The sequence below is a fragment of the Blautia sp. Marseille-P3201T genome (genome assembly GCF_900120295.1).
Lineage (GTDB): Bacteria > Bacillota > Clostridia > Lachnospirales > Lachnospiraceae > Blautia.
This window is the reverse complement of sequence record NZ_LT635470.1, coordinates 247,887-261,559: the sequence shown is the minus strand read 5'-3', so window position 1 is coordinate 261,559 and position 13,673 is coordinate 247,887. Positions and strand designations below refer to the sequence as shown.

11 protein-coding genes are annotated in these 13,673 nt (G+C 41.0%); 4 read left to right on the top strand and 7 right to left on the bottom strand.

The annotated features are described in order from the left end of the window. The first annotated feature begins 71 nt into the window (after nt 1-71). The 4 genes from BQ7352_RS09555 (at nt 72) to BQ7352_RS09540 (ending at nt 5,453) form a co-directional block, all read left to right on the top strand. Nucleotides 72-551 (top strand): complex I 24 kDa subunit family protein, encoded by a 480-nt coding sequence (locus BQ7352_RS09555; RefSeq protein WP_022239927.1) that lies wholly within the window; start codon nt 72-74, stop codon nt 549-551. Beyond that, entirely contained in the window at nt 548-2,422 is a 1,875-nt protein-coding gene (locus BQ7352_RS09550) for an NADH-ubiquinone oxidoreductase-F iron-sulfur binding region domain-containing protein (protein ID WP_072448998.1), read from the top strand. Before BQ7352_RS09555 ends, BQ7352_RS09550 begins: the two co-directional genes overlap by 4 nt. 11 nt (nt 2,423-2,433) lie before the next feature. Next, complete coding sequence (locus tag BQ7352_RS09545; RefSeq protein ID WP_072448997.1) at nt 2,434-4,122, top strand: [FeFe] hydrogenase, group A; 1,689 nt, start codon at nt 2,434-2,436, stop codon at nt 4,120-4,122. A 161-nt stretch (nt 4,123-4,283) separates the two neighbouring features. After that, the gene (locus BQ7352_RS09540) at nt 4,284-5,453 is read left to right on the top strand and encodes a M20 metallopeptidase family protein (RefSeq protein WP_072448996.1); all 1,170 of its coding nucleotides are present in this window, start codon (nt 4,284-4,286) and stop codon (nt 5,451-5,453) included. 101 nt (nt 5,454-5,554) lie between these two features. Here the strand turns inward: BQ7352_RS09540 and BQ7352_RS09535 are convergent, their stop codons facing one another. From BQ7352_RS09535 to ilvD, 7 genes are all read right to left on the bottom strand, one after another. Then, nucleotides 5,555-6,118, bottom strand: coding sequence for an ATP-binding cassette domain-containing protein (locus tag BQ7352_RS09535; protein WP_072448995.1), 564 nt, complete (start codon nt 6,116-6,118; stop codon nt 5,555-5,557). Nucleotides 6,119-6,121: 3 nt separating this feature from the next. Further along, a complete protein-coding gene (locus tag BQ7352_RS09530; protein ID WP_072448994.1) occupies nt 6,122-6,889 on the bottom strand; it encodes an ABC transporter permease in 768 nt (255 codons plus the stop codon). Then, nucleotides 6,867-7,886 (bottom strand): ABC transporter substrate-binding protein, encoded by a 1,020-nt coding sequence (locus BQ7352_RS09525; RefSeq protein ID WP_072449823.1) that lies wholly within the window; start codon nt 7,884-7,886, stop codon nt 6,867-6,869. The genes BQ7352_RS09530 and BQ7352_RS09525 overlap by 23 nt, the downstream gene beginning before the upstream one ends. Before the next feature lie 25 nt (nt 7,887-7,911). Further along, complete coding sequence (locus BQ7352_RS09520) at nt 7,912-9,075, bottom strand: phosphoglycerate dehydrogenase (protein WP_072448993.1); 1,164 nt, start codon at nt 9,073-9,075, stop codon at nt 7,912-7,914. Beyond that, on the bottom strand, nt 9,068-10,159 hold the full coding sequence (gene serC / locus BQ7352_RS09515) for a 3-phosphoserine/phosphohydroxythreonine transaminase (protein ID WP_072448992.1): 1,092 nt from the start codon (nt 10,157-10,159) through the stop codon (nt 9,068-9,070). Before serC ends, BQ7352_RS09520 begins: the two co-directional genes overlap by 8 nt. Before the next feature lie 143 nt (nt 10,160-10,302). Then, the gene (gene ilvB, locus BQ7352_RS09510) at nt 10,303-11,976 is read right to left on the bottom strand and encodes a biosynthetic-type acetolactate synthase large subunit (RefSeq protein ID WP_072448991.1); all 1,674 of its coding nucleotides are present in this window, start codon (nt 11,974-11,976) and stop codon (nt 10,303-10,305) included. A 20-nt stretch (nt 11,977-11,996) separates the two neighbouring features. Next, nucleotides 11,997-13,667 (bottom strand): dihydroxy-acid dehydratase, encoded by a 1,671-nt coding sequence (ilvD, locus tag BQ7352_RS09505; protein WP_072448990.1) that lies wholly within the window; start codon nt 13,665-13,667, stop codon nt 11,997-11,999. Nucleotides 13,668-13,673: the final 6 nt, after the last annotated feature.

The window sequence follows — 13,673 nt, the reverse complement described above, 5'->3', positions numbered from 1 at the left end:
AATAGCTTCGCAAAGTGAAGGTTTATTTCCCTTTGGCTGCGTATTTGACTATTAGGAGGAGGTATCAAAGCATGCTTGACCAAAGTTACTATGAAAAAACCGATGAAATCATCGAATTTTATGGCCGTAAAGCAAGTTCATTAATTCCCATTATGCAGGATATTCAGGCAGAATATCGCTATCTGCCAGGAGAACTGCTGACTTATGTTGCGAAAGAAATCGGAGTACGTGAGGCAAAAGCCTACAGTGTAGCAACTTTCTATGAAAATTTTTCTTTTGAGCCAAAAGGAAAATACATAATTAAAGTTTGTGACGGGACTGCCTGTCATGTCCGCAAATCTATTCCTATTCTGGAAGCTCTTCAAAAAGAGCTGGGACTTAGTAAGAAAAAGCATACTACAGATGATATGCTTTTTACTGTAGAAACTGTTTCCTGTCTCGGTGCCTGCGGATTAGCACCTACCATGACAGTAAATAACGAAGTTTATCCTTCCATGACGCCGGAAAAAGCTCTGGATTTAATTGCAGAACTGAGAGGTGATAATGTATGATCATTGAAAGCAGAGAAGCTTTATTAAAAGAAAGAGAAGCAGCATGTGAAGAACTGGCTTCTTATAAATGTCGTATTTTAGTCTGTGCAGGAACCGGCTGTGTAGCCTCCGGTTCTGAAAAAATTTATCAGAAAATGTTAGATCTTTGTCAGGACTTAGAAGGTGTTTCTGTAGAATTCCAGAAAGATGTTCCACATATCGGCACAGTAAAAACAGGATGTCAGGGAATTTGTGAACTGGGACCTTTGGTACGCATTGAACCTTATCACTATCAGTATGTAAAAGTACAGGAAGAAGACTGTGCTGAAATTTTCCAGCGCACAGTTTTAAATCAGGAACCTGTAGAACGCCTCTTCTATAAAAAAGGCGGTAAATCTTACCCTACTCCTGATGAAATTCCTTTTATTGCAAAACAAACTCGTATTGCATTGGAAAACTGCGGTAAGTTTGATGCAGAGTCTCTTGATGAATATATTGCTTCCGGTGGTTATGAAGCTTTATCAAAAGCACTTTTTGACATGACTCCGGAAGAAGTTTTAGATGAAGTAGATAAATCCAAACTTCGCGGAAGAGGAGGCGGCGGCTTCCCTACGGGACGCAAATGGAAACAGGTTGCAGCTCACAAGGATGTAGCGGAACATTTTGTGGTATGTAACGGAGACGAAGGCGACCCCGGCGCTTTCATGGACGGCAGTGTTATGGAAGGCGACCCATACCGTCTGATTGAAGGTATGACTATTGCCGCTTACGCAACAGGCGCTCAAAATGGTTATATTTATGTTCGTGCCGAATATCCTCTTTCCGTTGCAAGACTTCGCAAGGCAATCCGACAGGCGGAAGAAAAAGGGCTTTTAGGCGACCATATTTTAGGTACGGATTTCCAGTTCCACATGCACATCAACCGTGGTGCAGGAGCATTTGTATGCGGCGAGGGTTCTGCTCTTACTGCTTCTATTGAAGGCGACAGAGGTATGCCTCGTGTAAAACCGCCTCGTACTGTTGACAAAGGTCTTTGGGCAAAGCCTACGGTTTTAAATAATGTAGAAACCTTTGCCAATGTACCGGGAATTGTATTAAAAGGCGCTGACTGGTTCAAAACCATCGGTACAGAAGGAAGTCCCGGAACAAAGACCTTCTCCATTACCGGTGCCATTGAAAATACAGGGCTGATTGAAGTGCCTATGGGTACTACTTTAAGAGAGATTATCTATGACATCGGCGGCGGCATCAAAGGCGGCGGTGATTTTAAAGCCATTCAGATTGGCGGTCCTTCCGGCGGATGTCTGACAAAAGAACATCTTGACGTTGAGCTGGATTTTGACAGCGTAAAAAAATACAATGCCATTATGGGTTCCGGCGGTCTTGTTGTCATGGATGAAAACACCTGTATGGTAGAAGTTGCCCGTTTCTTTATGAGCTTTACCCAAAGAGAGTCCTGTGGTAAATGTGTTCCATGCCGCGAAGGAACAAAACGTATGCTGGAAATTCTGGAGAGAATTGTAAATGGCGAAGGCAAGCTGGAAGATTTAGACACTCTGGAAGAACTTGCTGCTATGGTGAAAAACATGGCTTTATGCGGTCTCGGAAAAAGCGCTCCTCTTCCGGTTATCAGTACTTTAAAAACTTTCCGTAAAGAGTATGAGGAGCATATCGTAGATCATAAATGTGCTGCCAAAAACTGTACTGCCATGAGAAAATATGTAATCAATCCTGAATTTTGTAAAGGCTGTGGCAAATGTGCAAAGAACTGTCCGGTAGGTGCAATTACCGGTGTACGCAAGGAAGCTTACCACATCAATCCGGATCTTTGTATCAAATGTGATTCTTGCCGTGATAACTGTGCATTTGATGCAGTTTATGTTGAATATTAGGAGGGATGATTATGGGATTTATGACAATAGACGGCAGAAAAGTAGAATTTACCGATGAAAAAAATGTACTTTCTGTCATTCGAAAAGCCGGTATTGATTTACCTACACTTTGCTATCACTCTGAACTGTCCACCTTTGGCGCCTGTCGCTTATGTACGGTAGAAGATGACAGAGGACGCACTTTTGCTTCCTGTTCAGAGGAACCAAGAGACGGCATGGTAATTTACACCAATTCCGGAAGAATTAAAAAATATCGTAAAATGATTGTTGAGCTGCTCCTTTCTGCACACTGCCGTGACTGTACTACTTGTGTGAAAAGCGGCGAATGTAAATTACAGGAACTGGCTCACAGAATGAATATTACTACTGTTCGTTTCCAGAATACCAGAGAGGAAAGACCTTTAGACACAAGCTCTCCTGCACTTATTCGTGACCCGAATAAATGTATTCTCTGCGGAAACTGTGTTCGAGCTTGCCGTGAGCTTCAGGGATTGGAGGTATTAGGCTTTACTCATCGTGGTACAGATGCCATGGTTACACCTGCCTTTGATAAACCGCTTTCTGAAACAGACTGTGTAAGCTGCGGGCAGTGCCGTGTATTCTGTCCTACCGGTGCAATCAGCATTCGCACCAATATGGATGAAGTTTGGGACGCTATCAATGATCCAAATACACGAGTTGTAGCACAAGTTGCTCCTGCTGTCCGTGTAGCTGTCGGTGATGCTTTTGGATTGACAAAAGGACACAGTGTTATGGGCAAACTGGTAGCTGTTCTTCACCGTATGGGCTTTGATGAAGTTTACGATACTACTTTTGCAGCAGACCTCACCATCATGGAAGAGTCCAAGGAATTTTTAAATCGTGTAGAAAAGAATGAAAAACTGCCTCTGCTGACTTCCTGCTGTCCTGCCTGGGTCAAATTTGTATGTGATCAGTATCCTGAATTTAAAGATAATTTATCTACCTGCCGTTCCCCACAGGGAATGTTCTCAGCAGTTATTAAGGAGTACTATAAAAACCCGGAAAAAAATCAGGGCAAAAAGACTTTTGTGGTTTCTATTATGCCATGTACAGCAAAGAAAATGGAAATTCTGCGCTCCAATAATTTTACGCACGGAGAACAGGATACAGATATTGTACTGACCACTACGGAAATCATCCGTATGATCAACAATTCCGGTATTGATTTTGCATCTCAGGAAACAGAGGCCTGCGATATGCCATTTGGATTTGGTTCCGGTGCAGGTGCTATCTTCGGCGTAACCGGCGGTGTTACAGAAGCTATGCTTCGCCGTCTTGCTGACGACCATAATAAAGCGACTATGGATGCCATTGCGGAAGCAGGCGCTCGTGGTGATGAGGGAATTAAAGAGTTTACTGTAAATTATAAAGGTACAGATTTGAATGTCTGCGTTGCCAGCGGACTTGCCAATGCACAGACTGTTATGGAAGATGTGAAAAACGGAAGAAAGCATTACCATATTATTGAAATCATGGCATGCCGCAGAGGATGTATCATGGGCGGCGGACAGCCTCCAAGAGCCGGTGACCGTACCAAATCAGCCCGCCGTGACGGACTGTATCAGGCAGACCATGTGACCAGTATCCGAAAAGCAGATGAAAATCCATTAATCCTCTCTCTTTATGATACTTTATTAAAAGATAAAGCACATGAACTGCTTCATGTAGATAAATACTAAAACCACTTTTAATTTCAAAAATGTCTGTCCAGTTTTTGCAAATTTATCGAGTACAGCTTTGAGACCAGAGACTCAGAGTGAACGCAGATTAAGCATAAAATGGACAGATATTTTTATTTTATATCTTAAAAATCTTTAAAAACATCTGAGGAGGTAATTTTATGAATCGTTTTTTGCAACGTGCCAAAGAACTTGAAGCAGTTATGCAGGAATACCGTCATCATCTTCATACGCATGCTGAAGCTGGTGAACATCTTCCAAAAACAACAAGATATGTGATGGAACATCTACGTCAGATTGGTTTAGAACCGGAAGAAATCTGCCAATCCGGTGTTACCGCTTTGATTAAAGGCGGAAAGTCAGGTAAAACAATACTGCTTCGTGCAGACATGGATGCGCTTCCAATGAATGAGACAAACAATCTGCCTTTCAAAAGTGTTACAGACGCTGCTCATAACTGCGGGCATGACCTTCATACAGCAATGCTTCTCGGAGCTGCTCAAATTTTATTCGAATGTCGTGAAGAACTCTGTGGGAATGTAAAGCTTATGTTTCAGCCATCTGAAGAATTATTTACCGGATCACAAAAAATGATTGATGCCGGACTTCTCCAAAATCCAACTGTTGACGCAGCACTTGGCTTACATGTTGTACTCGATACTCCTGTTCCATCGTTCAACTATGGGACTGGATTTATCACATCTTCCTGCGATGGATTTAAAATTACAATCAAAGGTTCTGGATGTCACGGTGCTATGCCACATCTTGGAATAGATCCTATAAATGCCGGGCTTCACCTTTACAGTGCATTTCAAAATCTGGTTGCCCGTGAATGTGATCCTGCAGAAAAGGTAAGCTTGACTTTTGGTGCGTTTAATGCGTGTTCTACGGCAAATATCATTCCTGATAGTGCTGTTTTAATGGGAACACTTCGCACTTACAGCAAAGCACTTCGTCAGAGGCTTGTAAAGCGAATACATGATATCTGTGAAGCTACTGAAACAATGTTTCACGTAAATGTAAACTATGAGGAGCTTTCTAATGTTCCGCCTACGTATTCTAATCCAGAACTTACAAAAGAACTCGCTTCTTATGCAAATGAAATCACACCTAATTTTATCCATCATACAGATTACAAAGTAACACCATCTGATAACTTTGCATTTATTTCTGAGCATGTTCCTACTTCTTATGTAATGATAGTGTGCAAAATGGATGGATGTAACGTGCAACATCATAACCCTGGCGTTTTATTTGACGAAGCTGTTCTTCCGTATGGCGCAGCAATACACGCAACTTGTGCCTATAACTGGCTGAACAAGGAGCATTAAATATAAAAAACAGATGGAACATTTGCATTTTAATAGCATAATTTTTCCATCTGTTCTCCTTTTTCAATGCGATTGTAATGCTCACATCTTATTAAGAATTGTTATAAATATTGAATGACCGCTCCCAGGGCTTCTGTCTCTTTTTCCTCATGGGTAATACAGATTACAGTCTTTCCTTCACAGCTTTTTTTCAAAAACTGAATAACTCTTTCTTTCATTTTTTTATCCAAACCTTTAAAGGGTTCGTCTAAAAACAGAATATCCCATTTTGCGTACAATGCCCTTAAAATTGCCACCCGCCTTTTCATTCCTCCGGATAATTCTCTTACCGGCTGATGACAGCAGTCCCAAAGTCCTACTGCTTCTAACCCTTCCCGAATTTCTGTTTTTTCTTTTTGTACAAGGCGAATATTGGAAAGAACATTTAAGTTTTCGCAAAGCCTGTCTTCCTGAAAAACAACGCTGATATCCTTGCCTTCTATTCCTGTTACCTTTCCCCTGTCTGCCTGCTCCAGTCCGATGAGAATACGAAGCAATGTGGTTTTTCCTTTTCCTGAAGGCGCCATAATACAGGTTATCTGTCCTTCTGTCAGCTCCATGTTCAGATTTTCGAGCACTTGTCTGCCATCGTAACTTTTGCTCAAATTTTCTATCTTAATTGCCATGCTTTACATCCTTTCTATCCACTGAACGCCTTTATCCAGCACTGCCAGAAAGATTTTTTCAAATATCATACTGACTACAATAATTACCATGGTCCAGGCAAAAAGGTCAGGAGTATCCAAATATACCTTTGCCTCGTATAATCTTTCGCCCATAGAACCGTCAGGAATTCCGATTACTTCCGCAGCAACTCCTGCTTTCCAGCATAATCCCAAAGACACACTGCATCCTGCTCTAAAAAAAGGTAAAACTTCAGAAAGATAAATGTAGCGTATTTTATTTTTTCCTGATACCTGAAAAACCTGTGCCATTTCCAGAAGATTTTCATCCGTATTTTGAATACCGTTTAATACATTGGTATAAATCACAGGAAATACCATGAGAAAAGAAATGGTCACAGAGAGGTTTTCGGAAGGAACCCAAATTAAAATCAAAATGACAAAAGATGCAACCGGAACAGATTTCATAGCAAGAATAAGAGGAGCAAAAAGCTCCTGCATTTTCTGAAACCTTGATGCAATACTTCCCCCCAGCGCTCCTGCCAATACTGCCAGGAAAAAACCACCTATAATACGAAAAAAGGAAAAGCGGATTGTCTTCCAAAAAGAAACTTCAAAAATAAAACTGCCAAGTCTTTTCAGAACAGCAGCAGGAGATACCAGAAGTATCTCCTGTCCAAGCCATATACTGACAATTTCCCACACAAACAGCCAGAAAAGTACTGCCCACAATTTTATTTTCCTGTTTTTCTTATTGGATGTAATAGAAGTCATGATTTGGTACTTCTCCTCCTACTGCCTGAGGGTTTTGTGCTTTTAAAACTTCCAGATATCCAGAAAGTTTTTCTTCCATTTTCTCACCGTCTATACATACAATGTTGCAGGCAGGAAGCGCTTTCTCTGCCACTGCTGCCGGTACAATATCATACTTTTCAATCAACTGTGCAGCATCTTTTACATTCTCATTTACATAGTCCACAGAAGTATGATATTCCTCTAAAAACTCCTGAGTTTCCTCTGGATTTTCTTCCACAAATTCCTTGCGGGCAACCACTACCCCTGTAATCATACTGCTTTTCTTTTCTTCGTCTGTTTGCAGTACATCCCATTCCTTTGTCAAATCAAGTGCAGTTCTGATCTGCGGATTTTTTGCCTGCGCCGTAGTTACAAAAGGCTGAGGCAGCATGGCAACACTATTTTCGCCATTTGCCAACGCTGCAACACATTCCGAATGTTCGCTTTTCCATTCAATGGTAACATCTGTCTCCGGGTTTATCCCATTAGAAGATAAAATATAATTTAAAGCGTACTCCGGTGTTGCACCTTTTCCACTGGCATAAATGGTTTTTCCTTTTAAATCTGCCACACTTTGTATGGTTTCTCCATTTTCCACAATATATAGCACACCTAACGTATTAATTGCCAGAACCTGAATTTCTCCTTCTGTTTTATTGTAAAGAACAGAAGCCAGATTTGCCGGAATTGCGGCAATATCTGTTTCTCCCTGCAAAAGCTTTGGAGAAACCTCATCTACAGAAGCCGCTATGGAAAAATTGTAATCAGAATTTTCCATCATCTCCACCAGCCCCATAGCTGTTGGCCCTTTTAATGCCATAATATTCACATCTACTGGTGCTTTTTCTGTTTGTTCAGCCACTTCTTCCCGTGTCTCTTTCGGCTCTTCTGCCTTCTTTTCTGTTTTTCCACATCCAGCAAAGGCTGTAACCATCATTGCTGCTGTCAATAACATTGCCATTATTTTCTTTTTCATTTTCTGTTCCTTTCTCATGGAAGCTCTATTTTATAATTCGTACTCGATATACTTCCTCAATTGCTTTTAATGCCTGTGCCACCTCTTTGGAAATTGGAGTGGTAACATCAATCATAGTATAAGCAAAATCACCTTTACTTTTGTTAATCATATTGGCAATATTCACTCCTGCATCACCTAGTACTTTTGTGAACTGAGAAATCATATTTGGAATATTTTTATGATTAATAGTCAATCGTCCTGCGTCAATACAGGTACCCCCGTCACAACTAGGATAATTTACAGAATTTTTAATATTTCCGTTTTCCAGATAATCCATAATCTGTTTTACTGCCATAACCGCACAATTATCCTCAGACTCTTCTGTAGAAGCTCCAAGATGAGGTGTCACTAAGGTATTCGGTGCATTGGCAACAGTAGGATTTGCGAAATCTGTTACATATTTTTTCATTTTTCCGGCTTTTAATGCTTCACAGACAGCTTCTTCGTCTACCAGCAAATCTCTGGCAAAATTCAAAAGCACTATATCATCTTTCATCTGAGCAATTTCTTCTTTCCCAATCATCTTCTTTGTAGCATCTGTCAAAGGTACGTGAATAGTAATATAATCACAGTCACGATATATCATGTTAACATCATTGATATGATAGATACTTCTTGATAAATTCCATGCCGCATCTACTGAAATATATGGGTCATATCCGTATACTTCCATCCCCAGATGAATGGCAGCATTTGCAACACGCACTCCAATAGCGCCAAGTCCTATAATACCCAGTTTTTTACCACTGATTTCACATCCTGCAAATTGCTTTTTCTGCTTTTCTGCTCTTTTTGCAAGATCTTCTGTAACATCCTGTTTTTCCAGCCATTCAATACCTCCGATAATATCTCTGGAGGCCAGCAGCATTCCTGCAATTACCATTTCTTTTACTCCGTTGGCATTTGCTCCCGGTGTGTTAAATACCACAACTCCCTTTTTTGTCATTTTTTCCAAAGGAATATTATTCACTCCTGCCCCGGCTCTTGCCACTGCTGCTGTTTTTTCTGCTACTTCCAGATTGTGCATGTCAGCACTTCTCACCAATATGGCATCTGCTTCCTGCATACAATCTGCATTTTCGTATTTTGCCGGAAACTTATCAAGACCAACTGCTGAAATCGGATTTAAACAATAATACTCATACATATTTTAAATTCCCCTCTTCAAAATTTTTCATAAATGCTACCAGTTCTTTCACGCCCTCCATAGGCATTGCATTATAAAGGCTGGCGCGCATACCGCCTACGGTACGATGCCCTTTCAGATTATACAGACCTGCTGCTTCTGCTTCTTTTACAAACTTATCATCCAGTTCTTTATTTCCGGTGATAAAAGGAATGTTCATAAGTGAACGATCCTCTTTTCTTACTGTGCCCCGAAACATCTTACTACTATCCAAAAAGTCATATAAAACCCGTGCTTTCTCTTCATTATACGTCTTCATAGCTTCCAGACCACCCTGGTTTTTCAGCCACTTAAACACCTTTCCGCACATATAAATGCAATAAGTATTAGGCGTATTATAAAGAGAATTGGCATCTGCATGAGTTTTAAACTTCAACATGGTAGGTGTTTCCGGCATCACGTCTTCGGAAATCAAATCCTCTCGAATAACAGAAATTACCATACCGGCAGGTCCGATGTTTTTCTGTACACCACCATACATAATTCCATATTTCTCTATGTCTACCGGTTCAGATAAAAAGCAGGAAGACACATCTGCCACCAATGGTTTTCCCTTTGTATTTGGAAGTGTTTTAAACTTCGTACCATAAATAGTATTATTCTCACAGATATATACATAATCTGCCTGTTCGTCAATTTCCAAATCGCTGCAATCCGGTATATAAGAGTACATTTTATCCTCAGATGATGCAATTTTGTTTGCTTTTCCGTATTTCTGTGCTTCCTGCCATGCTTTTTTTGCCCACTGTCCCGTTACAATATAATCTGCCACTTTATTTTTCATAAGGTTCATGGGAATTGCCGCAAATTGCTGGCTGGCACCGCCCTGCATGAATAAAACTTTATAATTATCGGGAATATGAAGCAGCTCTCGAAAATCTGCCTCTGCTTCTTCCAAAATGCTCTCAAACATCTTCGAACGATGACTCATCTCCATCACAGACATTCCGCACCCTCTGTAATCCAACATTTCTTCCGATGCTTCTCTTAATACTTCCTCCGGTAATACTGCAGGTCCTGCTGAAAAATTATATACTCTGCTCATGACTCATCCTCCTCTAAATGCCTTTTACAAAAGTGTGCCATCTACTCCTCCGGGGAATACATGGCACCACTTTTCTTTCTCTTTATGATAAACCTTTCATTTATAGCTGTCAACAAAAACAGTTGTCTTTTTGTCGAAGACAATTATGATAAATCATCTTCATCGAATGCATCTTCTATGTTTGCTCCTGCCGGAACCATTGGAAATACTTTATCATCACTGTCAATCATACAATCTAAAACCACAGTTGTATTCAGTTCAATGGCTTTTGCAATAGCTTTTGGCAATTCTTCTTTTGTTGTAACACGAATACCCACTGCACCCATTGCCTCAGCCAGTTTCACAAAATCTACTTTATCCTGTAAAACTGTATTTGAATATCTTCCCTCATAAAATAAAGTCTGCCACTGACGTACCATACCCAATACCTGATTATTAACCACTACCTGAATAAGAGGCATATTGTTTCTGGTAGCTGTGGCAATTTCATTCATATTCATACGGAAACAACCATCTCCTGCAACATTGATGACAATCTTGTCAGGGTTTCCCATTTTTGCTCCAATGGCAGCTCCCAATCCATATCCCATAGTTCCCAGTCCTCCGGAGGACAAAAAGGTTCTCGGCATATTATACTTATAATACTGGGCTGCCCACATCTGATGCTGTCCTACTTCTGTAACAATAATGGCATTTCCCTTTGTCTGTCTGTACAATTCTTCAATGATTGCCGGTCCGGTAAGCCCTTCCTGTCTATATTTTAAAGGATATTTCTCTTTTAACTGTTCAATATAATGAATCCATTCTTCTCTCTGACAAGGACTTAATCTTTCGTTTAATTGTTTGAGGATTTCTTTTGCATCTCCTACAATACTGCAGTCCACTAATATATTTTTGTTAATTTCCGCAGCATCTACATCAATATGAATTACTTTTGCATTTCTTGCAAAGTTTCTTGGATTTCCAATGACACGGTCTGAAAATCTGGCTCCTACTGCAATTAAAAGGTCACATTTTGTCACACCCAGATTAGAAGCTTTTGTTCCATGCATTCCTAACATACCTGTATAATAAGGATCTTCTCCTGAGAATACACCTTTTCCCATTAGAGAGTCCGTCACCGGAATTTGAAGGTTATGCGAAAGTTTACGCACTTCTTCCCATGCGCCGGAAGCTACTGCTCCTCCTCCTATAAAAAGAAACGGACATTTTGATTTCTCAATCAATTCTACTGCACATTCAATATCTTCCTGTTTAATTTCTGCTGTATATGGCTTTACAGGCGTTGGTGTATATGGTTTAAATTCCGTTGTATTTGCTGTAATATCCTTTGGAATATCCACCAGAACCGGTCCCGGTCTTCCGCTTTTTGCAATTACAAAAGCCCGTCGAATGGTCTTTGCCAGCTTTGTAACATCTTTTACAATAAAGCTGTGCTTCGTAATAGGCATTACCACTCCCGCAATATCTACTTCCTGAAAACTATCTTTTCCAAGCAAAGGTAATCCTACATTACAGGTAATAGCAACAATAGGAATAGAGTCCATGTGTGCAGTAGCAATACCTGTAACCAAATTTGTAGCTCCCGGTCCACTGGTAGCCAGACATACCCCTACTTTTCCGGTAGAACGTGCATATCCGTCTGCAGCATGAGCTGCCCCCTGCTCGTGAGAGGTGAGTACATGACGTATTTCTCCCTGATGTTTATATAACTCATCGTATATGTTTAGAATTGTTCCGCCGGGATACCCAAAAACAGTATCTACTCCCTGCTCCTTTAAACATTCTATAACAATCTGTGCTCCTGTCATCTGCATAGCAAAACCTCCCCTTCTTCTTATTGTTTCGGAATTTCCAATACAGCACCTCTGTTTCCACTGGTTACCATTGATGCATATCGCGCCAGATATCCTGTGGTCACCTTTGGCTCTTTTGGTTTCCACTGTGCTCTTCTCTTCTCCAATTCTTCATCAGAAACAAGAAGTTCCAGTCTGGTATTTGGAATGTCCACACGAATACGGTCTCCTTCACATACCAGTGCAATCGGGCCTCCCACTGCTGCTTCCGGTGAGATATGTCCAATAGAAGCGCCTCTTGATGCTCCGGAAAAACGTCCGTCTGTAATCAATGCAACGCTGGAACCCAGTCCCATACCTGCAATAGCAGAAGTAGGATTTAACATTTCACGCATACCCGGGCCGCCTTTTGGTCCTTCATAACGAATTACCACTACATCTCCTGCTTTGATTTCGCCGCCTTTAATTGCACAAATAGCATCCTCTTCACAATCAAATACCCTTGCCGGTCCCTCATGTACCATCATTTCTTCACAGACAGCGCTTCGTTTTACAACACCGCCGTCAGGCGCTAAATTTCCTGTTAATACTGCCAGTCCTCCTGTTTCACTGTAAGGATTTTCCACCGGACGGATAACCTCCGGGTTTTTATTCACACAGTTGGCAATATTTTCACCTACTGTTTTTCCTGTCACTGTCATGCAGTCCAGATTTAACAGGTTTTTCTTTGTCAACTCATTCATAACAGCATAAACGCCGCCTGCTTCATTTAAATCTTCCATGTAGGTATAACCTGCCGGCGCTAAATGACAAAGGTTTGGTGTTTTCTCACTGATTTCATTGGCAAAAGTAATATCAAAATCCCAACCAATTTCATGAGCAATCGCAGGAAGATGAAGCATACTGTTTGTAGAACATCCCAGTGCCATATCTACTGTTAAAGCATTTAAAACTGCTTCTTTTGTCATAATATCTCTTGGACGTATATCTCTGCGGTACATTTCCATGACCTGCATACCTGCCTGTTTTGCCAGCTTTATACGCTCAGAATATACAGCCGGAATAGTCCCGTTTCCTTTTAATCCCATTCCCAACACTTCGGTCAGACAGTTCATACTGTTGGCAGTATACATACCGGAACAGGAACCGCATGTCGGACATACATTATTTTCAAATTCTTCAACATCTTCCTCTGTCATAGTTCCCGCACTGTAAGCGCCTACGGCTTCAAACATGGAAGAAAGACTTCTCTTTTCACCTCTTACCCTGCCTGCCAGCATAGGACCGCCGCTTACAAAGACAGTCGGTACGTTAATACGAGCCGCTGCCATTAAAAGTCCCGGCACGTTTTTATCACAGTTTGGAACCATGACAAGGGCATCAAACTGATGCGCCATTGCCATCGCTTCTGTAGAGTCTGCAATTAAATCTCTGGTAACAAGAGAATATTTCATGCCACTGTGTCCCATAGCAATTCCATCACAAACTGCAATTGCCGGAAATACCACCGGAGTTCCTCCTGCCATGGCAACCCCCATTTTTACAGCATTAACAATTTTATCTAAATTGATATGCCCCGGAACAATTTCATTATAGGAGCTGACAATTCCTACTAAAGGTCTTTCCATTTCTTCCTTTGTCATTCCTAAAGCATGAAATAAAGAACGATGAGGTGCCTGCTGCATCCCCTTTCTCACTGCATCACTTCGCATATCCTT